The following is a 20,655-nucleotide window of genomic DNA, read 5'->3' as shown; positions in this document are numbered from 1 at the left end:
CCGCTTGGCTGCGCCTGGAGGCACGTTGCGCCTGCGCGGCGGTGCGCCGCGCCGTGGCCCCCTGCCCGGCTTCCATCTCAGCCTGGTAACGACCTTGCTCTGGCTTTCAGGCATCGTGCTGCTGCCTCTCGCAGCACTGCTGCTGCGGCCGCTGGAGCTCGGCCTGAGCGGGATCTGGCATTCCCTCGCCGAGCCGCGCGTCCTGGCGGCGCTGCGCCTGTCTTTCCTTGGCGCGCTGGCTGCGTCGCTCGTTGCCCTTCCGGCGGGATTGTTGCTGGCATGGGTGCTGGTGCGTTACCGGTTCCCGGGGCGCCGCCTCCTGGATGCGGCGATCGACCTGCCCTTCGCATTGCCCACGGCTGTTGCCGGCTTGGCTCTCACCGCCCTCTACGCCCCGAATGGCTGGCTCGGCGCGCCGCTCGCGGCGCTGGGAGTCCAGGTGGCCTACACGCCTTTGGGCGTCGGGCTGGCGATGGGTTTTGTCGGTTTGCCCTTTATTGTGCGCACCGTGGAGCCGGTGCTGCGCGATCTGCCCCGTGAGGCCGAGGAAGCCGCGGCCACCCTCGGGGCCACCCGGGGGCAGATCATCTGGCGGGTGGTGCTGCCGGCGCTTGCACCGGCGTTGCTGGCCGGCTTCGCCATGGCCTCGGCGCGGGCGGTTGGAGAGTATGGCAGTGTTATCTTCATTGCCGGCAACATGCCCATGGTAAGCGAGATCGCGCCGCTCATCATTGTCACCCGGCTGGAACAGTTCGACTATGCCGGCGCGGCAGCGGTCGGGCTCGCCATGCTGGCCCTGTCGTTTGTGCTGCTGCTCGCGCTGAACCTGGCGACCCGCTTCTGGCGCCGCGCATGAGCCGCCACCCTCTCCCAGCCACCCAGGAAGGTCCCGTGCTGCGCCGGCTGCTGATCGGGCTGGCGCTGCTGATTGTCGCGCTGTTCCTGCTGCTGCCGCTCGCCGCGGTTTTCACGGAGGCCCTGCGGCGAGGCCTTGTTCCGGCGGTGGAAGCCGTGGTCGATCCTGACTCCATTGCGGCGATCCGATTGACGCTGCTGGTGGCGGCCATCTCGGTGCCGGTGAACACTGTTGGCGGAGTGGCGGCCGCCTGGTGCATTGCACGTTTCCAGTTTCCTGGCCGTGCCCTGTTGTTGGCGCTGATCGAACTGCCCTTCTCGGTTTCGCCGGTCATTTCCGGGCTGGTCTGGGTGTTGTTGTTCGGCAGCCAGGGCTGGTTCGGCCCCTGGCTCGAAGGGCGCGGCGTGCAGATTATTTTCGCTCTGCCCGGATTGGTGCTCGCTACCCTGTTCGTGACCTTCCCCTTTGTCGCCCGTACCCTGATCCCGCTGATGCAGGAACAGGGTGGCAGCGCCGAGGAAGCGGCCGCAACGCTCGGTGCCTCCGGCTGGCAGAGCTTCTGGCGGGTCACATTGCCTGAGATCCGCTGGGCGCTGCTTTCCGGTGTTCTGCTGTGCAACGCGCGGGCCATGGGCGAGTTCGGGGCGGTATCCGTCGTCTCCGGCCATATCAGAGGCGAAACCAACACCATGCCGCTGCATGTCGAGATCCTCTACAACGAGTACCAGTTCGTTGGAGCCTTCGCGGTTGCGGCGCTGCTTGCCCTGCTCGCGCTGCTGACTTTGGCGGCCAAGGCTGTGCTGGAGTGGCGGGCGGGATGAGCGTCACGGTACAGGGCGTGTCGCGGCGCTTCGGCCCGGCGCAGGCGTTGAAAGGTATCAATCTTTCGACGCGGAATGGCGAGTTTGTGGCGCTGCTCGGCCCATCCGGCTCCGGCAAGACCACGCTGCTGCGCATCCTGGCCGGGCTCGACTACCCGGATGAGGGCAGCGTGCAGATCGGCGGACGCGAAATGGCACAAGTGCCGGCCCGGTCGCGCAGGATCGGCTTCGTGTTTCAGCACTACGCGTTGTTCCGCCATATGAGCGTGTTCGAGAATGTGGCTTTCGGCTTGCGGGTCCGTCCACGACGAGAACGGCAATCGGAGGATGAGATCGGCCGCCGTGTCCGCCGCCTGTTGGAACGCATGGGCATTGCCGAGCTGGAGAAGCGGCGCCCGGAACAGATTTCCGGCGGGCAGCGGCAGCGTGTGGCCCTGGCCCGTGCCCTGGCGATCGAACCGCGGGTTCTGCTGCTGGACGAGCCATTCGGCGCTCTGGACGCCGCCGTGCGGCACGGGCTGCGGCGCTGGTTGCGGGACCTGCATACGGAGCTGGGCCTCACCAGCCTGTTCGTCACGCATGACCAGCAGGAAGCCATGGAGCTGGCCGACCGGGTGGCGGTAATGGAGGCGGGCCGCATCGCCCAGTTCGACACACCGGACGCAGTGCTGGATCAGCCGGCAGATGCCTTTGTCGCGGGCTTTCTGGGCCAGGCGGCAAGGCTGCCAGCCACGCTGCGGAACGGCATGCTGGAGTTCGCGCCGCTGCCGCTGCCACCGCTGCCCTCCACCGTCCTGACCTGCGCACCACATCTCGCGGGGCCCGTCCTGGCCTTTGTTCGAGCGCATGAATGGGAAGTTGTCGAGCAGGCGCAGCCGAACGCCGTCATACGCTCCTGTCGCCCAGACGGTAGCCGAGCCCATGCCGAGATCGGCATGGATGGCGCAGTGATCGAGGCCGAGCTCCCGTTTCCAGGACTGCGGCCCGGCACCGCCTGCCATCTGCGCGCCCGCACCGCACGGGTCTTTCCGGCGGCCTGACGCCGCGCCGGCTGGCCAGCAAGTCCGGAGCGGGCCCCGCGGTGCGATCTCGCGGCGTGCCCGCCATCATGGCACACTGCGGCCGAACCGAACGGGAGCGACATCGTCATGGGTCTCAGGGAATACAGAATCGCGGCCATTCCGGCCGATGGCATCGGTCCCGAGGTGATCGCCGCCGGGCTGCAGGCGCTGGAGACCCTACAGAAGCGCAGCGGCGAGTTCCGCCTGCATGTCGAGCACTTCCCCTGGGGCTCCGACTACTACAGGAAGCATGGAGCCATGATGCCGGCGGACGGGCTGGAGCAGCTGAAGGCCTTTGATGCCATCTATTTCGGCGCCGTCGGCGCGCCGGACGTGCCAGACCACATCACCTTGTGGGGCCTGCGGCTGCCGATCTGTCAAGGCTTCGACCAGTACGCCAATGTGCGTCCCACGAAGATCCTGCCCGGCATCACACCGCCGCTGCGGGATTGTGGCCCCGGCGACTTGGACTGGGTGATCGTGCGAGAGAACTCGGAAGGCGAGTATTCCGGCCATGGTGGTCGCGCGCATCGTGGCCTGCCTGAAGAGGTGGGCACGGAAGTTGCGATCTTCACCCGTGTCGGCGTCACGCGCATCATGCGCTACGCCTTCCGCCTGGCACAGTCCCGCCCACGCAAATTCCTGACCGTGGTGACCAAGTCCAATGCGCAGCGGCACGGCATGGTGATGTGGGACGAGATCGCGGAGCAGGTTAGTCACGAGTTCCCCGACGTCACCTGGGACAAAATGCTGGTCGATGCCATGACCATGCGCATGGTGCTGAAGCCCGCCAGCCTCGACACCATCGTTGCCACCAACCTGCACGCGGATATCCTGAGCGACCTCGCAGCCGCGCTGGCAGGCAGCCTCGGCGTCGCACCCACCGGCAATGTCGATCCCGAGCGGCGCTTCCCTTCGATGTTCGAGCCGATCCACGGCTCTGCCTTCGATATCACGGGCAAGGGCATCGCCAACCCCATCGCCACCTTCTGGACGGGCGCGCAGATGCTGGAACATCTCGGCGAGCGCGAAGCGGCCGCAAGGCTGATGCAGGCTGTGGAGCGCGTCACTGCCTCGGGCCTCTTAACCCCGGATCTAGGCGGCACGGCCACCACACGGCAGGTCACCGAGGCTGTTTGCGACGCGATCCACAGCGCCAATGCATGAAGCGAGCTAGACCGGCTCCACGATGCCATCGCGCAGCGCGTCGAGAAAGGCGGAAGCCTGCCCTTCGCGCAGACCCCCGGCGGTGATCACACCGATCTCCCGGCTATACGCCAGCCCGCCGGCAGGCAGCTTGCGAACAGGCCGGCCCTTGGGAGCCTCGATGCCCCAGTCCGGCAAAAGGGCGACACCGAGGCCCTGCGCCACCAGGATAACGATGGCCTCCTGCGCATCCAGCTCAAACAGTTCACGGGGGGCGATGCGCCGGTTCTTCAGGTAATCGTCGATAAGGCGGCCCGTCCAGGATTGCCGGTCCATCCGGATAAAGGGCGCGCCGCGCAACATCTGCCCGGCGTCGCGTCCCGCCATCCCTGCCGGCGCCACCAGCACCAGCGGCTCCGCCCGCAGGGACGTCCAGCCAAAGCGCTTCGGCAAGGGAAATCGCGGCGATGGTGTCAGGGCGCAGTCGATCTCCTCATGCTCCAGCATTCGGTAGAGCTGGGCGGACGTACCGGGCAGCACCTTCAGTTCGATGCCTGGATGCCGCTCCGTCATCAGCCGCAGCGCCGGCGGCACCACGCTGATCAGCGCCGTTGAGATCGCGCCGATACGGAGCTGTCCGCTCAGTTCGCCGGGCCTTGCGAGGTGCTTCAACGCCTGCACCCGCACCAGGATGTCGCGCGCGCCGGCCAGAACCGCCTGCCCGGCCTCTGTCACTACCAGCCCCCTGCCCCGCCGTGCCAGCAGCCTTGTGCCGAGTTCGCTTTCCAGCGCACGGATTTGTTCCCCAACCGATGCGCTGGCAAGGCCCAGTCGCCGGGCTGCGGCGACCAGCGAGCCCTGTTCCGCCACGGCGCAGAAAGTGGCCAGGAAGCGAGTATTCATTGTTCATGCAGGGTAGGCCGGATTTTCCGTCTTCTGAAGCCGGAAACCGCATGTTTTTCCTGCGACCGGAACCGGTTAGCATCCCGCCCCGATCGCTCACCCGGCTGGAGAAAGACCATGTTGCTTACCGCGGACGCCAAGGGCGTCTATCCCATCGCCCCCACACCGTTCCATGAGGATGGCCGCATCGACTATGCCTCCATTGACCGCATGATCGATTTCTACCGTTCGGTCGGCTCCACCGGTATGACCGTGCTGGGGGTGATGGGCGAGGCGCCCAAGCTCGACGCCGCAGAGGCGCTGGAGATCGCTACCCGCTTCATCAACCGTGCCGAGGGGCTGCCGGTCATCATCGGCGTCTCGGCTCCCGGCTTCGCCGCCATGGCCAGCCTGACCCGGGCGGTGATGGACAAAGGTGCCGCAGGCGTGATGATCGCACCGCCCAACACACTGCGCACCGACGATCAGATCACCACCTACTACCGTCAGGCTTCCGAGGCGATCGGCACCGAGGTGCCCTTTGTGATCCAGGACTTCCCACAGACCTTCAGCGTGGTCATGACGCCCGCCGTGATCCGCAAGATCGTGCAGGAAAACTCCGCCTGCGTGATGCTCAAGCATGAGGACTGGCCGGGGCTGGAGAAGATCTCGGCGCTGAGGAACTTCCAGGCGGACGGCTCCATGAAGCCGATCTCCATTCTTTGCGGCAATGGCGGGCTGTTCCTCGATTTCGAGGTTGAGCGCGGCGCCGACGGGGCCATGACCGGCTACGCCTTCCCCGACATGCTTTGCGATGTGGTCCGGCTGCAGGCCGAAGGTCAGCGCGACGCCGCACACGACCTGTTCGACGCGCATTTGCCGTTGCTGCGTTATGAGCAGCAGCAAGGCGCCGTGGGCCTGGCCGTGCGGAAGTATGTTATGGCCAAGCGCGGCATCATTGCCAGCGATGCCCAGCGCAAGCCGGGCGCGAGCTTGAGTGCCAAGGCCAAGGCAGAAGTGGAATACCTGCTGTCCCGCGTGGCGAAGCACGACAAGCGCGCCGCCGGCAAAATCGCCTGAGGGAGAACAAAGCTCATGGATCTTGGAATCAAGGACAAATCCGCCCTGGTGCTGGGTGGAGGTGGTGGCCTGGGCCGTGCCATCTGCGTGGCTCTGGCGCGCGAAGGTGTGAAGGTAACGGCCGCTGATATCAGCGATGAGGCGCTGTCCGGGACCGAAGCCGCGGTGAAGGCCGAAGGCGGCACTATTCGCACGGTGAAGTGGGATCTGGCCGATCTGGGTTCGATCGAGGGCCACATCAGCGCCATCGAGGCCGCGCATGGTCCAGTGCAGATCCTGGTGAACAACACCGGCGGTCCGCCGCCGACGCCGGTTTCTGGTCAGAGCCCTGACAAGTGGCGCAGCAGCTTCGAGATGATGGTGATGTCGGTTGTTGCCATCACCGACCGCATCCTGCCGGGCATGAAGGCCGCGAAATGGGGCCGCATCGTCACCAGCACCTCCTCCGGTGTGGTGGCGCCGATTCCGAATCTAGGCCTGTCCAATGCGTTGCGCATGACGCTCGTCGGATGGTCCAAGACGCTGGCGCGCGAAGTGGCGCGCGACGGCATCACCGCCAACATCATTCTGCCCGGCCGCGTGGCGACCGATCGCATCCGCTTCCTGGACGAGGCCAAAGCCAAGCGCGAGAACCGCTCGGTTGAGGATGTGGAGGCCGAGAGCACCGGCTCGATCCCTGCCGGCCGCTACGGCAGGCCGGAGGAGTATGGCGATGCGGTCGCCTTTCTCGCCAGCGCCCGTGCGTCCTACATCACCGGTTCCACCATTCGCGTGGACGGCGGGTTCATCGCCAGCGTCTGATCCATCAAGTAGGCGCGGCTAGAGCAGTTGGCCGCGCCTGCTCTTCTAAACTCCTAAGCGCTAGCGTAGCTTCGCTCCTCCCCGCTGTGCTCCTCACCCCGGACACGCGGTGCGCGCAGCCATTTCTGCTCAGCCCGCTCCAGCGCAGACATTCGCAGTCCGTGCTGGCAGGCTCTCATTCCGCAGGGCAGATGCAGGCATAAGGTGCGGCTCTCGCATTTCCCACGATCCACCATCATTAACGAAGATCTCATAGGCGTCATGCCGTCCCGGATTGTGCGACTATTTAACTTAATGGTAGGTTTTCGCGAGAAAAGAGACAGACACGAGCCAGATCCACCATGTCCAGCACCGCCGAACTGCTCGATTTCCCCCGGAGCGACAAGGATCGCCTTCGTCTCGCCCTACGCCGTCTGGAGGCCGCACTGGCTGAACAGAAGGCTGCCGTGGCTGCGTTTCGCGGCAATTTGGTTGAGATGCGCCAAGCGACCCATGGCTTGGCCAGCCAGCTGCAGGATTATCAATCGCGGCTCAGCGACACTGCAGGCAAGGTTTCCGCCGCGCGGGATGCGGCGAAGCAATTGGAGCACCAAGCTGACAGCATGCTGGAACGCTCCTGACGCGGCTGTTGTCATCAGAAAAGCGGCCGATATAGTCGAACGGGAATAACGAGGGTTGCTCCCATGCGACGTCGGGCCACTTCCGCCGCCTTGGCCATTCTTCTTGGGCTTGGCTGGATTTCGTCATTGCACGCGCAGAGCCAGCCCTCTCCCGTCGTTTTCGCCGCCGCCAGCCTGACTGATGTGATGCGGGAACTGGCCAAGGCGTGGCAGGACCGCGGCCATGCCCCGCCCCGCTTCTCCTTTGCGGCATCCTCGGCATTGGCGCGTCAGCTGGAGCAAGGCGCGCAGGCTGACATCTTTGCCTCCGCTGACGAACCTTGGATGGACTACGCACAGCAACGGCAGCTGATCATCGAGGCCAGCAGGATCAGTCTCGTCGCCAACAGCCTGGTGCTGATAGCACCGGCCGACAGTCAGGTTGCAAGCGTCGAGTTATCGCCGACGACGGATCTGCGGTCCTTGTTGGGACAAAATGGGCGAGTTGCGACGGGTGATCCTGTCCATGTCCCTGTTGGCCGCTATGCACAAGCCGCGCTGCAATGGATGAGGCAATGGGACGTAGTGGAGCCCAGACTGGCCCGCGCTGATCATGTTCGTGCTGCATTGTTGCTGGTCCAGCGAGGTGAAGCTCCCTTTGGAATTGTGTACGGTACCGACGCCGCGGCCTCGCCCGGCGTCCGGGTGGTCGGTACCTTTCCGGCCGAGAGCCATCCCGCCATTACCTATCCGTTCGCGATGACGCGCAAGGCGGCAGGCAACCCTGCGGCGGAGGCTTTCTTTGCCTTTGCCACAGGAGAAGAAGCCGCGGCCATATATCGTCGCTTCGGTTTCGCCCCTCGCAATCCCTGAGCATGAACTGGCTCGCTCCCGAGGAATGGGAAGCCGTCAGGCTCAGCCTCAGCATCGCCTTCCGGTCCATGGCCTTCGGCCTCCCGCCCGCCATTGCGGTGGCTTACCTGCTGTCGCGCGGGCGATTTTTTGGAAAGTCGCTTGTGGATGCAATGGTCCACATGCCGCTGGTGCTGCCTCCAGTACTTGTCGGTTGGATACTGCTTATGACCTTTGGCATCCGCGGGCCCATCGGCGCGCTGCTCGACCAATGGTTCGGTCTTCGGTTGGTGTTCACCAGCCATGGCGCCGCCCTCGCTACCTCTGTCATGTCTTTCCCGCTGATTGTCCGTGCGGTGCGCCTCAGCCTGGACGGTGTCGATCCGGGCCTGGAGGAGGCCGCGCGCAGCTTGGGCGCGCGTCGCTGGGATCGCTTCCTGACGATCACGCTCCCCCTTATGAGCCCAGGTATCCTGTCAGGCGCCATCACAGCCTTTGCTGCGGGACTGGGTGAGTTCGGCGCGGTGATCACCTTTGCCTCCAATATTCCGGGGGAAACGCAAACCCTGCCACTCGCCATCTACACGGCGGTGCAGACGCCCGGTGGCGAAGCAACTGCGGCCAGGCTGGCCGCCATCTCATTTTCTCTCGCAGTGCTGGCACTGATTCTTGCGGAATTCGCGGCGCGGCGCCTGCAGCGTTTGCTCGGGCGCTGATGCTGCAGGTCCAGCTTCAGCACCGCTTTCGAGGCACGTCTGGCTTCTCGCTCGATGTGGATTTCGCCGCGCCGGCCGCAGGCGTCACCGCCGTGTTCGGGCCATCCGGTTGCGGTAAATCGACCTTGCTCACCGCCCTCGCAGGTCTCCTGATGCCTCAGCACGGACGCATCGTTCTTGGATGCCGCGTTCTGCTCGACACCGCGCACCAAGTGGCCTTGCCTCCGGAGCAGAGGCGATGCGGGATGGTCTTTCAAGATGCCCGGCTCTTCCCTCATCTTTCTGTGCATCGGAACCTTCGCTACGGAGAACGCCGGGCACCTGCCGCGGCTCAGGGTCCGGATTTTGCTTCAGTGGTCGAGCTTCTTGGGATCGATCACCTGTTGGCCCGCCGGCCTGGGCATCTCTCGGGCGGCGAGAAGCAGAGGGTTGCACTGGGCCGTGCGCTGCTCTCACGTCCCTCGATGTTGCTGATGGACGAGCCGCTGGCAGCTCTAGACGCGGCGCGCAAGGCCGAGTTGCTCCCGTTCCTCGCACGCCTTCGGGAGACGCTTCGTGTTCCCGTTGTCTACGTTACCCACGCCTTGGACGAAGTTGACCAGCTGGCTGACTTCCTGGTGCTGATGGAGAATGGGCAAACCTTGGCCAGTGGCACGGTGGAGGTGATGTCCACCCGCACCGACCTACCGCTTGTCCATCGCCGGGATGCAGGCGCCGTTCTTCCGTGCCGGGTGCTGACGCATGACAGGGGACGCGGGCTCACTAGGCTCAGCTTCGCCGGCGGCGAGATCCAGGTGCCACTGCGGAGCGAGGAACCGGGAACGGCCTTGCGCCTGCGCATCCTGGCGCGGGATGTTTCCATCGCCACGGTCGAACCGCGGCATCTCTCCATGCAGAACGTCCTCCCAGGCGTGTTGCAGAGCATTAAGCCCGTGGCCGCACATGAGGCGATGCTGCATATCCGGCTGGGTGACAGCACCCTGCTGGCCCGTGTGACGCAGGATGCTGTTTCACGCCTTGGTCTTGCCCAAGGTGCCTCTATCTGGGCCCTGGTCAAGTCGGTCGCCTTCACGGCCGGTCCTGCGGTGGAGGACATACAATGACCCGGTCGAGGCTGAGCCTGCGCCTTGACCTGCCTGGCGGGCGCATTGGTCCCGGAAAGATTGCCTTGTTGGAAGCGATCGACCAGCGAAGATCTATTTCCGCGGCGGCACGATCGCTCGGCATGTCATACCGGCGCGCGTGGGAGTTGGTGGAGGCGACCAACGACATTCTTGGCAATGCGGTGGTAGCAACATCAACCGGCGGCCGCAGCGGCGGTGGTGCAACCCTGACCCCGCTGGGACAGCAGGTCATTCATCACTATCGCAGAGCCGAGATCCTGGCCTCCGGCGCGGCGGCATCGGAGATGGAGCATCTGATTCGCCTGTGCACTCGGGCTCACGCGGAGCAGCATACGCTGCCTGATCATGATCTTTGATCAGCGTCGACCATCTTCCTCCAACGAACCCGTATAGGGAGGGATGGTGCCGGCTAGGCCGGGACAAGGTCCGGCGAAGACGCACCAACAGCCTCTTGTAATGTTGTGATATTACGGCTCGGATGCCTCTCAAGCTGACGCTCCAGCCGGCGTGGAGAAGGGGATGTCCGCAGCCGGAACTATGGCTACGTCGACACCAAAGCCTTGCGCGACGTCGACTACCCCTTCAGCGAGTGTCACACACGGTTTTTCATCTTCTTGCTAAAACCTCGCGGCATGACAGATGAGGGCAAGAGCGCCATGTCGTACTCCGGCGGCAAGATCAGCAAAACCATAATCTCGCCCATCACACAGCTTCGAGAAGCGGAGATTGGGCGTTGTTGTGAGGTCTTGGACCATTGCAGTGTCGAGTATTCCTCGATCGGAGATTTCAGTTATCTGGGCGCCTACTGCATGGTTGCGGATGCAAGCGTCGGGCGCTTCTGCGCTATTGCGGCGCATGTTCGAATCGGAGCGCCGAACCACCCCCTGCGACGGCCATCGGTGCATCGCTTCACCTACTGCCCCGAATATTACGATCCCCGGCAACAACGCGATGCCGGCTTCTTCCAGCAACGCCGTCTCGAACGCACCACGATCGGACACGATGTATGGATCGGGCACGGCGTGGTGGTTCTGCCAGGCGTAACGGTCGGGAACGGTGCAGTACTGGCTGCCGGCGCGGTAGTCACTCGCGACGTCGCAGCCTATAGCATCGTGGGCGGAGTGCCTGCCCGCGAGATCCGCCGTCGTTTCCCGGAAGAGGTGGCTGGCCGGCTACAACGCATCGCCTGGTGGGACTGGCCCTTTGATCTCATCATGGAACGACTGCCGGACTTTCAGAACGACGATATCGCCTCCTTCTGCGATCGCTGGGGCGGGCCAACCTGAGGATCGGCCATTGTTGGAATTGACAGCTGTCAACGAGCGGCATTGACAGCTGTCAACGTTGAAGTTGATGCATTTCAGCGCCAAGACCTTATAGTGACGCCGAAATTCGAATTCGTCGGAGAAAAGCGTCGGACATGCCCTCCTCCACCGCCACCCCGGCGCCCGCAAGAACGATAGACCATCAAATCGGCGCCGATGCTCAAGCCCTGAGTGCGCAGCTCGCTCTGCTGCGCAACCGCATTTTTCCGCCTGCCGCGCGAAAAAGCCTTCGCCGCTTCTCCAGCGGTGAAGCCGCTGCCCTGGTCCAGATCAGCGACTCCTATCTTCGCCAACTGGCGCTGGCAGGTGAAGGGCCGGTACCCGAGAAAGGGCCTGGCGGACGCCGTGCCTATACTCTGGAGCAGATCCACGAATTGCGCCGTCTTCTCGGAACCAAGAAGAAGCCCGGTCAGCCGCACCGCACAGGCCAGGAACATCTGCAGGTTCTGGCTGTGGCAAACTTCAAGGGAGGCTCTGGCAAGACCACGACCACAGTGCATTTGGCCGAATATCTGGCCTTCCGTGGATACCGCGTCCTTGCCCTTGACCTCGACCCGCAAGCCAGCCTCTCAGCAATGTTCGGCTACCAACCGGAACTGGATATCGGTGAGAACCAGACCCTCTACGCCGCTCTGCGCTATGACAGCCAGCGCAGGCCACTGCGTGACGTGATCAGGCCCAGCTACATCCCGGGACTGGACATCGTGCCAGCCAATCTGGAACTGCACGAGTTTGAACATGACACGCCTCGTATGCTCGCACAGTCGGAACGCCGACAAGGCTCCGTCTTCTTCACGCGCCTCACTGAAGCTCTGAGTACGGTGCAAGCCGACTATGATGCGGTCATTATTGACTGCCCGCCGCAACTTGGCTTTCTCACGCTTTCGGCGCTTTGCGCCGCCACGGGGGTCCTGATCACGGTGCATCCGCAGATGCTGGATATCGCCAGCATGTGCCAGTTCCTGCTGATGACCTCCGATCTTCTCTCGGTAGTGCGAGAAGCGGGAGGCAGCCTCGATTACGATTTCCTGCGCTATCTGGTCACCCGGTATGAGCCTCAGGACGGGCCACAAACACAGGTCGTCGGCTTCCTGCGCAGTCTGTTCGGTGACCGGGTGCTGACCAACCCGATGGTCAAATCCACCGCTATCTCGGATGCAGGACTGACCAAACAGACCCTCTACGAAGTCGGCCCGCAGAATTTCAGCCGTGAGACCTATAACCGCGCAGCCGAGGCATTGGATGCCGTGAACGGCGAAGTGGCGCAATTGATGGCTCAAGCCTGGGGGCGCACCAGCCGATGAAACGCAAGGACACTCTGCGCTCTCTTCTGGGCAGCGCACCGGCGGCCCCCGAGGCAGAGACGCCGGCTGCCAGCCGTGTCCCCTCTGGCGCGGTCCGCGCCATGGGACTCAACCTGGGCCAGATGAGGGAAGAGGCCGAAGCCTTGAAGGCGCAGATTGAAGCCGGGGATTCGGTGGTGGATCTGGATCCGGGCTTGGTAGACACGTCCTTCGTACAGGATCGTCTTGCTGCGGATCACGACGCGGAGATGCAGCAGCTGGTGCAAAGCATCAGCGAGTCTGGACAGCAGGTCCCCGTTCTCGTGCGGCCCCATCCCGCAAAGGCAGGACGGTACCAGATGGCCTATGGCCATCGGCGCCTGATGGCCGTGCAACGGCTCGGCATACACCTCAAGGCGGTCATCAGGCCGTTGAGCGATGCTGAACTTGTTGTTGCTCAGGGCAAGGAGAACATCGAGCGGCGCAATCTCACCTTTATCGAGAAGGCGCTATTTGCCGCTCATCTGGAGGAGCTGGGTTTTGACCGACCCACCCTGCATGCCGCCCTCGCCGTGCAATCCGCGGAAATGACCCGCTATCTGCAGGTCGCCAGAGGCATTCCTCGCCCCATCATCCTGGCCATCGGCGCAGCCCCTCGGACCGGCCGTCCCCGTTGGCTGGAGTTGCAGCGTCTATTCTCCCACCCGCAGGCCGCGTTGACGGCGGAACGCGCCCTGGAGGCACCAGGCTATCGCGCGCTGGGCAGCGACGCGCGCTTCCTACGGATCTATGAAGCGCTTCGCCGAGCCGATGATGCGGAAAACGCGGAGCGGTACTGGCGCAACGCCGCCGGAGATCCGGTGGTGCGTATTGAGGCCAGCGGCCAGAGCACACGGTTGACCATCAATGAAAGACTGGAGCCACGCTTCGCCCGGTTCCTGGTGGATCGCCTTGACGATTTGCACCGGGACTTCCTTGCCGAGACGCGGGAATGACAGGGAACGTGTCTGTGGACTTTAGCGACCAGCTGCTGGATTGCAGGGCCACCGGGCTGTTTTCCAGGGCTGTGGACTTTGGCGACCGCACGGAGGCTCCCATTGTCGCGGGTCTAGAAGTGGCTGGAGTCGTTCCCCGGAGAGGGCAGGAGGGCCGCGGAGTCGTCCAGGCTCCGCTCCGTGGACCTTGCCGGCTCAAGCGTGGACTCTGCCGACGGGCCGCTCGTCAAAACAATCACTTGCAACGGTTTTCCCGGGGACTCTGTCGGCACAGAGCAAATATAACTTTCAACTAGCTGCAATTAGCTTTCGGTCGTCAAAGTCCACGGCGACAGCGCGCCGCGCGTCCGTCAGGGTGCCGCCAAGATGCATCGGGACGATCGATCCCTTTGGGAATGATCGGTCACCAGCAGCAGGAACGATAGGGCCATGGCCACGGTTCACCGCCTCATTGAAGCCTTCGGGCGCCAGGCCAGCCGAGACATGGTGGAGGGGCGTCGTGGCGCTCGGATCGTGGAAGCCGCAGCGTCATGGGCCGCTGATGAAGATATCGGAACAGGTTACATTCACTCTGGCTGGTGCCAAACGGCCTTGCCCCATCGGCGGCCTGACGATGACAGCGCCGTCTGGAAGCTGGAAACGGACAGCCTCACCCTTCTGGTCGAACCGGGCCTCAGGCTGCGACCCGATGGCAGCACCGCCCATGTTGGTGTTCCCTTCGGCTCCATTGCCCGGCTGATCCTGATCTATCTTCAATCGGAGGCCTTGCGGACCGGGTCCCGGGACGTACAGCTCGGCCGATCACTCCGTGACTTCCTGGGTCGTCTCGGTGTTTCGGTCGGCGGCAAGACCACCAGGCTCGTTCGCGAACAGGCCGACCGCATCAGCCGGTGCAGGCTTTCCTTTCACTTCACCCGCAATGGCACCTCGGTCCTGGTCAACCAGAATATCGTCGACATCGCCATGTTTGTTGACGGCGCGGAGGGAGGCGACAAGCGGCAGGGCGACCTCTTCGTGGAAACCGCCCGACTGTCGGAAAGCTTTTTCCAGCAGCTCCGCCAGCATGCCGTGCCCCTGGATGAAGCGGCCATCCGCCACATCCGCAACTCTTCCATGGCACTGGACGTGTATTGCTGGCTCGCCTACCGCCTGCATGCCCTGCAGGACAGCAAGCTCATCTCCTGGCCAGCTCTGGCCACGCAGTTCGGAGCCGGTATTCGCCTCCGCAAGCACTTCAAGGCGGCCTTCACCGAAAACCTCCAACTAGCCCAAGCAGTTTATCGCGACGCCCACGTGGAGCTAACCCCGGAAGGCCTGATGCTGCACCCGTCTCCGCCGCCGGTGCGCAAGCTGGTGCGCAACCAGGGCTAGGTCGCGGTCGGCAAAGTCCACGGCAGGCTGAGCGAGAGACTTCTGATGCCTCTTCGGCGTTAAGGCTGCGGCCGCGCCCCGCGGCCTGCCTCCTGGCCGTGGAGCTCCGCCGCAATGCCTGATTTGCCGCCTTTCAGGATGGCGCCCCCGCAAGCCGGGTCTGCCTCCGAACTGCGCAGCCTGACCACCTTGATTGGTGGCGTCGTGCTCGTGGCAGCCCTTTATCTGGGACGCGACGTGCTGATCCCGGTAACGCTCGCCATTTTGCTGAGCCTGGTGCTGTCGCCGCTGGTCAGGCTGCTCCGGCGCTTCCGTCTGGGCCGCGTCACCTCGGTGCTTCTGGCCGTGGCACTGGCCCTCGGTGTCGCTCTGGCGACCGCGGCAGTAATCGGAGCCCAGCTGGCCGAGCTGGTGCAAAATATCGGCCTCTACCAGACCACCATCCAGCAGAAGCTCGATGCGCTGAAGGCATTAACCTTCAACCGTGTGGACAGCGTCCTGGAACGGCTGAGCGGCGATCTCGGGCGGCCATCGCCTCAAGTCGCCCCGGTGGCACCGCCGGCGGCGTCCGGGGAAGGCGGCACGGGTGCGCCGGCGCCCATCCCGGTGGAGGTCCATGAGCCGGACCTGACGCCTCTGCAGATCCTGGACCGGGTGGCGACACCGCTGATGGGCCCTCTGGCGCAGGCCGGCATCGTGCTCCTGGTCAGCATCTTCGTACTGCTGCGGCGGGAGGATCTGCGGGACCGGCTGATCCGGCTGTTCGGCGCCACCGATCTGCACCGCACCACCATCGCCATGGATGATGCCGCTTACCGCCTGAGCCGGTTCTTTCTGGCCCAGCTGACCATCAACATCGCTTTCGGCGCCGCCATTGGCCTCGGGCTGTTGCTGATCGGACTGCCAAGCCCGCTGCTCTGGGGTATCCTGGCGGCGTTGCTGCGCTTCGTGCCCTATGTGGGCGCCATTCTGGGCGCCTTGCTGCCCATCGCCCTTGCTGCGGCGGTGGACCCCGGATGGTCCCTGATGCTCTGGACCATTGCCCTGTTCCTGGCCCTCGAGCCGGTCATCGCGCATGTGGTGGAGCCGCTCGTTTACGGCCACAGCACCGGCATGTCGCCGGTTTCGGTGGTGATCGCCACCATCTTCTGGAGCTGGATCTGGGGTCCGATCGGGCTGATCATCGCCACGCCGCTGACGCTCTGCCTCGTGGTGATGGGCCGGCATGTTCAACGGTTCGAGTTCCTGGATGTCCTGCTCGGAGACCGGCCTGCTCTCACGCCGGTGGAGAACTTCTACCAGCGCGCCCTGGCGGGCGATCCTGACGAGGCGGAAGAGCAGGCCGAGCTTCTGCTGCGTGACCGGCCACTCTCCGCCTATTACGACGAGGTGGCGCTTCGCGGACTGGCCCTGGCGGCCGCGGACGTGCGGCGCGGCCTGGTAACTCCGCCACAGCTCGAACGCATCCGCGAAGCTGTGACCGAGCTGTCCGATGCACTGGAAGATCATCCCGACAGCGTTCCCGTACCCACCCGGCTGCTGCGCCTTCCCACCAGCCAGCCAGCATCGCCGGAGCCGGGTACTCCGGAGCTGGCGCCGGAATGGCAGGCAGAGGGCGCGGTGCTCTGTGTTGCCGGCAGGGGACCGCTTGATGACATCGCATCCGTGCTGACCGCGCAGATCCTGCGCAAGCATGGTTTCGGTGTGCGGATCATCTCCCATGCGGCGGTGTCACGCCGTGAGGTGGGCCAGCTACAAGGGGAGGGGGTTCGACTGGCCTGCATCTGCGCACTTCGGGTGCCGGGCCCGACGAGCCATCTCCGCTATCTCCTGCGCCGTTTGAGGCAGCGCCTGCCTGAAACGCCGGTGCTGATCAGCCTGTTCGGCGAAGCCGGCGAGAGCACTGTCCTCGAGGAAGCCGAGAACACACCTCCGATGGCGGACAGCCTGAGGGAGACGGTGCAGTTCTGTCTTCAGGCGGCTGCCGGCGAGGGAGAAACGGTACCTGCCCCTTGAAGGCTGCGTCGATCCACGGAAAGAACCGGTGTCGAGGCCCTATCAAGCTGGAGAGCGCACCACGATGCAACGCGTGACCGTGACACTGGACGATGGGCTGGTGGCAGAGATCGACCGGCTCGCCCATTCGCGGGGCGAAGCCGGACGGTCCGAGATCATGCGCGACCTCCTGCGGGCCAGTTTGCAGCAGGACGCTGCCGACCGTGGCGAGGAAGGCCCCAGCCTGGGGGCGTTGGTCTACACCTATTCACACGAGCAGCGTGACTTGGCACGGCGCCTCACGGGCACCTTTCACCACCACCATGATCTCTCGGTATCGTCGCTGCACCTGCATCTCGACCAGGAATACTGCCTGGAGGTGGCGGTGCTGCGAGGCGATGCGGGCTCGCTTCGCCAGTTCGCCGGCCACGTGATGGCCGAGCGGGGCGTCCGGCACGGTAAGCTGGTCGTGCTGCCGGACACTGCAAAACAGCCACGGGAAACCTGATGGTTCCCGTGGCCTGCGGGGCTTCAGCCCAGCTTGTCCTTCAGATCCTTGGCGGGCTTGAACTTCACGGACTTGCTGGCGGCGATCTGCACCACTTCGCCGGTGGCCGGATTGCGGCCCTGCCGGGCGGCACGCTCGCTGATGGCGAAGCTGCCGAAACCGGCCAGACGGACCTCGCGGCCAGCACCCAGGGCCTCGCCCACGGAGGACAGCACGGCCTTGATCACGGCCTCTGCCTGCGTCTTCGGCAGGTTGGCGGCGGCAGCGGCAGCATCGACCAGCTCCTGGCGGGTCATCGGGCGGGAATCGTCGGACAAAGGCATACTCCGGATCTTGATGTCGGTCGGCCAGGAGAGACACCCTCTCCACCGCCTGGTCAAGCACCGGTTGGATGATCAAAGCCCCGCTGAGGGTGGTTTTCCACAGGCTTGAGAAGTGTTCCGGTGGATTGTGACGGCTTCGCCACAGCGAGAGCGTGTGGTCAGCGCCATTCTGCCAGGATGACGTCGGCGCTGACGGCCTCCACCTGCCGGCCGAAGCGCTCGCGATACAGGGTCAGGAGGGCGTCATGTGTCCGGTCCGAAGAGGAGCAGATAGCGTCCACAGGCACCACGACGCGGTAGCCCCGATCCACGGCTCCCATGACGGCGGCGAGCACGCAAACATCGGTTTCTGCCCCACTGATCACCACCGTGTCGACGCCGCGCTCGGCCAGGAGCTGGTCAAGCGCCGGCTCGGTCCAGGGAGAGTAGGTGCCCTTGTCGAGCACTGCAGCCGGAGGCACAAGCCTTGCCAGCGGCGGCAGAAGGTCAAGGGCCTGCGCTGGCAGGGCCTGGCGGGTCATCTGCGACCAGCTTTCATAGTAGCGTCGCCAGCTGCCCTGTGCGTCCTCGGGACGCTCGGGCGGAATGAAGCGGGTAAACACCGTTCGATCCGGCGCTGCCTCTGCCAGCGCGGTCACGAGCGGCAGCACCCGATGCATCCAGGGGGTTTCCCATGGACCTTCGGCGAAGAGGTGCTGCATGTCGATGCAAAGGTGCAGCGCATTCGGCCCGAGTGGCCCGAAGCGCAACGCTTCCCGGTTTGTCATGGGGGAAGAACGAACCGCAGGCGCAGGAGATGCGTGGCCAGGCCGTAATCGCCGTATTCACCCGGCCGGAACGTTGCGCTTCAGCTCCTCCAGCCAGGCTGTGGCGTTGCCGTCGGACGGCGCGCGCCAGTCTCCGCGAGGCGACAGCGATCCACCTGCAGCCACCTTCGGCCCATTCGGCATGGCGGAGCGCTTGAACTGGCTGAAGCCGAAGAAGCGGCTGAGAAAGACCTCCAGCCAGTGCCGGATCGTTGGCAGATCGTAGGCTCCACGCCGGTCCTCCGGGAAGCCTGGTGGCCAGGCGCCGCGGGCCTTGTCGCCCCAGGCATGCAGGGCCATAAAGGCGATCTTGGACGGGCGGAAGCCGTAGCGGAGCGTATAGAAGAGGTTGAAGTCCTGAAGCGCGTAGGGGCCAATCTTGGCCTCGGTGCTCTGAAGGGCCTGCGTATCCGCGTCGGCCGGCACCAGTTCCGGCGAGATCTCCGTGTCCAGGATCGATTGAAGGGTCGCCCCGGCCTCATCAGTGAAATCGCCCGAGCTGATGGCAAAGCGGATCAGGTGCTGGATCAGCGTCTTGGGCACCCCGGCGTTGACGTTGTAGTGCGACATCTGGTCGCCCACGCCGTAGGTGCACCACCCGAGCGCTAACTCGGACAAGTCGCCGGTGCCCAGTACAATGCCGCCCTCGTGGTTGGCTGCACGGAACAGGTAGTCGGTGCGCAGCCCGGCTTGGACGTTCTCGAAAGTGACGTCGTAAACCGCTTCGCCCCGGCCGAAAGGATGGCCGAGATCGGTCAGCATCTGCTTGGCCGCCGGTCGGATGTCGAGTTCCCGTGCCGTGATGCCCAGCGCCTCCATTAGCGCATGAGCGTTGGTCTTGGTGCCGGCGGAGGTGCCGAAGCCGGGCAGGGTGTAGCCGATGATGTCGGTGCGCGGCTTTCCCATCCGATCCATGGCGCGTGCGGCCACGATGAGTGCCTGAGTGGAGTCGAGGCCGCCCGACACTCCGATCACCACCTTGCCCCGCGTGGAGCCGAGTCGCTGCACCAGGCCGGAAACCTGGATATTGTAGGCCTCATAGCAATCCTGGTGCAGGCGTGCCGGATCGGCGGGCACGAAGGGATAGCGCTCGATGGCGCGTTGCAGGCCAATGTCCCCCTGTGGCGGGTTGAGGCGGAAGGAGATGCGCCGGAACTCCGCGTGATGAGCCCGGCGATTGTCGTCGAAGCTGCCCTGCCGGGCCCGCTCCTGCCTCAGCAGGTCGAGATCGATGTCGGCGATGACGATCTGCTCGGCATCGGGGAAGCGATCGCTTTCCCGCAGGATGGCGCCGTTCTCGAAGATGGAGACCTGCCCGTCCCACGCCAGGTCGGTGGTCGATTCACCCACCCCCGCCGCCGCGTAGAGATAGGCCGCAAGGCAACGCGCCGATTGCGACTGCGCCAGCAACCGTCGGGTATCCGCCTTGCCCACGGTGATGTTGCTGGCCGAGAGGTTGGCCAGCACAAGTGCCCCATGGGCCGCGGCCACGGAGGAGGGCGGGATCGGCACCCACACATCCTCGCAGATCTCGGCATGCACGATGAGGTCCGGAACATCCTCGGCGGCGAAAAGAAGGTCAGGGCCGAAGGGGACCTCATGCCCGGCCACCCGCGCCGTACCGCCTTCGGTGCCGGCGCCGGATGCAAACCAGCGGCGTTCGTAGAATTCGCGGTAATTCGGCAGGTGCTGCTTGGGCACCACACCCAGCAGCTGCCCTCCCTGAATGGCCAGGGCGGTGTTGTAGACGCGCCCCTTGTGACGCACCGGTGCGCCCACCAGCATCAGAACCCGCATGGAGACCGATGCCTCGACGAGCGTCGCCGCCGCTTCCTCCACCGCATCCAGCAGCGCGTCCTGCAGATGCAGATCGTCGATCGCATAGCCGGAAAGCGAAAGCTCCGGAAACACGGCCAGGGCCGTGCCCTGGGCGTCGCATTGCCGCGCGGCGGCCAGAATGGCTTCCGCGTTGCGCATCGGGTCCGCCAGGCGCACCGGGGTGGTGCAGGCGGCAAGGCGGGCGAAGCCGTGACGGTAGAGGGAATGGAAGCTCATGGCGCGTAAGGTGGGACGGACCAGCGCAGTCGTCCAGTGACCCGTTGACGCGGAGG

At 64.7% G+C, this 20,655-nt stretch carries 21 protein-coding genes; 17 read left to right on the top strand and 4 right to left on the bottom strand.

Annotated features, from left to right (window positions below; genetic code table 11):
* Nucleotides 1-4 precede the first annotated feature (4 nt).
* The 4 genes from cysT to ACFOD4_RS21875 all read left to right on the top strand — a co-directional run bounded on the left by cysT (nt 5) and on the right by ACFOD4_RS21875 (nt 3,905).
* The gene (gene cysT, locus ACFOD4_RS21890; protein ID WP_379599839.1) at nt 5-856 is read left to right on the top strand and encodes a sulfate ABC transporter permease subunit CysT; all 852 of its coding nucleotides are present in this window, start codon (nt 5-7) and stop codon (nt 854-856) included.
* A complete protein-coding gene (gene cysW, locus ACFOD4_RS21885; RefSeq protein ID WP_379599838.1) occupies nt 853-1,677 on the top strand; it encodes a sulfate ABC transporter permease subunit CysW in 825 nt (274 codons plus the stop codon). Before cysT ends, cysW begins: the two co-directional genes overlap by 4 nt.
* Nucleotides 1,674-2,717, top strand: a complete 1,044-nt coding sequence (locus tag ACFOD4_RS21880; RefSeq protein WP_379599837.1) for a sulfate/molybdate ABC transporter ATP-binding protein — start codon at nt 1,674-1,676, stop codon at nt 2,715-2,717. Before cysW ends, ACFOD4_RS21880 begins: the two co-directional genes overlap by 4 nt.
* 108 nt (nt 2,718-2,825) lie before the next feature.
* Nucleotides 2,826-3,905: a tartrate dehydrogenase gene (locus ACFOD4_RS21875; protein ID WP_379599836.1), complete on the top strand. Its 1,080-nt coding sequence runs from the start codon at nt 2,826-2,828 to the stop codon at nt 3,903-3,905.
* Between the two features lie 6 nt (nt 3,906-3,911).
* Here ACFOD4_RS21875 and ACFOD4_RS21870 read toward each other — a convergent pair whose 3' ends face one another.
* Complete coding sequence (locus ACFOD4_RS21870) at nt 3,912-4,787, bottom strand: LysR family transcriptional regulator (RefSeq protein ID WP_379599835.1); 876 nt, start codon at nt 4,785-4,787, stop codon at nt 3,912-3,914.
* Nucleotides 4,788-4,904: 117 nt separating this feature from the next.
* Here ACFOD4_RS21870 and ACFOD4_RS21865 point away from each other — a divergent pair, with 117 nt between their 5' ends.
* The 13 genes from ACFOD4_RS21865 to nikR all read left to right on the top strand — a co-directional run bounded on the left by ACFOD4_RS21865 (nt 4,905) and on the right by nikR (nt 17,415).
* Entirely contained in the window at nt 4,905-5,846 is a 942-nt protein-coding gene (locus tag ACFOD4_RS21865) for a dihydrodipicolinate synthase family protein (protein WP_379599834.1), read from the top strand.
* Between the two features lie 15 nt (nt 5,847-5,861).
* Nucleotides 5,862-6,647, top strand: coding sequence for an SDR family oxidoreductase (locus tag ACFOD4_RS21860; RefSeq protein WP_379599833.1), 786 nt, complete (start codon nt 5,862-5,864; stop codon nt 6,645-6,647).
* Between the two features lie 341 nt (nt 6,648-6,988).
* Complete coding sequence (locus ACFOD4_RS21855) at nt 6,989-7,267, top strand: hypothetical protein (protein WP_379599832.1); 279 nt, start codon at nt 6,989-6,991, stop codon at nt 7,265-7,267.
* 63 nt (nt 7,268-7,330) lie between these two features.
* Nucleotides 7,331-8,119: a molybdate ABC transporter substrate-binding protein gene (modA, locus tag ACFOD4_RS21850; RefSeq protein ID WP_379599831.1), complete on the top strand. Its 789-nt coding sequence runs from the start codon at nt 7,331-7,333 to the stop codon at nt 8,117-8,119.
* Between the two features lie 2 nt (nt 8,120-8,121).
* The gene (gene modB / locus ACFOD4_RS21845) at nt 8,122-8,814 is read left to right on the top strand and encodes a molybdate ABC transporter permease subunit (protein ID WP_379599830.1); all 693 of its coding nucleotides are present in this window, start codon (nt 8,122-8,124) and stop codon (nt 8,812-8,814) included.
* Complete coding sequence (modC, locus tag ACFOD4_RS21840) at nt 8,814-9,917, top strand: molybdenum ABC transporter ATP-binding protein (protein ID WP_379599829.1); 1,104 nt, start codon at nt 8,814-8,816, stop codon at nt 9,915-9,917. Before modB ends, modC begins: the two co-directional genes overlap by 1 nt.
* Nucleotides 9,918-9,985: 68 nt before the next feature.
* Nucleotides 9,986-10,294, top strand: coding sequence for a winged helix-turn-helix domain-containing protein (locus tag ACFOD4_RS21835; protein ID WP_379599828.1), 309 nt, complete (start codon nt 9,986-9,988; stop codon nt 10,292-10,294).
* Nucleotides 10,295-10,498: 204 nt separating this feature from the next.
* Nucleotides 10,499-11,224: a DapH/DapD/GlmU-related protein gene (locus tag ACFOD4_RS21830; protein WP_379599827.1), complete on the top strand. Its 726-nt coding sequence runs from the start codon at nt 10,499-10,501 to the stop codon at nt 11,222-11,224.
* Between the two features lie 134 nt (nt 11,225-11,358).
* Complete coding sequence (gene repA / locus ACFOD4_RS21825; RefSeq protein WP_379599826.1) at nt 11,359-12,567, top strand: plasmid partitioning protein RepA; 1,209 nt, start codon at nt 11,359-11,361, stop codon at nt 12,565-12,567.
* Nucleotides 12,564-13,541 (top strand): plasmid partitioning protein RepB, encoded by a 978-nt coding sequence (gene repB / locus ACFOD4_RS21820; RefSeq protein WP_379599825.1) that lies wholly within the window; start codon nt 12,564-12,566, stop codon nt 13,539-13,541. The genes repA and repB overlap by 4 nt, the downstream gene beginning before the upstream one ends.
* Nucleotides 13,542-13,970: 429 nt before the next feature.
* Nucleotides 13,971-14,912 carry a replication protein RepA gene (locus ACFOD4_RS21815; RefSeq protein ID WP_379599824.1) on the top strand — a complete coding sequence of 314 codons (942 nt, stop codon included), beginning with the start codon at nt 13,971-13,973 and terminating at the stop codon, nt 14,910-14,912.
* Between the two features lie 114 nt (nt 14,913-15,026).
* Nucleotides 15,027-16,928, top strand: a complete 1,902-nt coding sequence (locus ACFOD4_RS21810) for an AI-2E family transporter (protein WP_379599823.1) — start codon at nt 15,027-15,029, stop codon at nt 16,926-16,928.
* Between the two features lie 64 nt (nt 16,929-16,992).
* On the top strand, nt 16,993-17,415 hold the full coding sequence (gene nikR, locus ACFOD4_RS21805) for a nickel-responsive transcriptional regulator NikR (protein ID WP_379599822.1): 423 nt from the start codon (nt 16,993-16,995) through the stop codon (nt 17,413-17,415).
* Nucleotides 17,416-17,438: 23 nt separating this feature from the next.
* On the opposite strand, the gene ACFOD4_RS21800 is transcribed toward nikR, so the two are convergent.
* The 3 genes from ACFOD4_RS21800 to ACFOD4_RS21790 all read right to left on the bottom strand — a co-directional run bounded on the left by ACFOD4_RS21800 (nt 17,439) and on the right by ACFOD4_RS21790 (nt 20,599).
* Complete coding sequence (locus tag ACFOD4_RS21800; RefSeq protein ID WP_379599883.1) at nt 17,439-17,711, bottom strand: HU family DNA-binding protein; 273 nt, start codon at nt 17,709-17,711, stop codon at nt 17,439-17,441.
* A 185-nt stretch (nt 17,712-17,896) separates the two neighbouring features.
* Complete coding sequence (locus ACFOD4_RS21795; protein WP_379599821.1) at nt 17,897-18,505, bottom strand: cysteine hydrolase family protein; 609 nt, start codon at nt 18,503-18,505, stop codon at nt 17,897-17,899.
* Nucleotides 18,506-18,562: 57 nt separating this feature from the next.
* Nucleotides 18,563-20,599, bottom strand: coding sequence for an NAD(+) synthase (locus ACFOD4_RS21790; protein WP_379599820.1), 2,037 nt, complete (start codon nt 20,597-20,599; stop codon nt 18,563-18,565).
* Nucleotides 20,600-20,655 lie beyond the last annotated feature (56 nt).

The organism is Teichococcus globiformis, assembly GCF_042646265.1.
In the GTDB taxonomy this organism is placed as follows: domain Bacteria; phylum Pseudomonadota; class Alphaproteobacteria; order Acetobacterales; family Acetobacteraceae; genus Pseudoroseomonas; species Pseudoroseomonas globiformis.
This window is presented reverse-complemented; position numbering and strand designations above follow the sequence as displayed.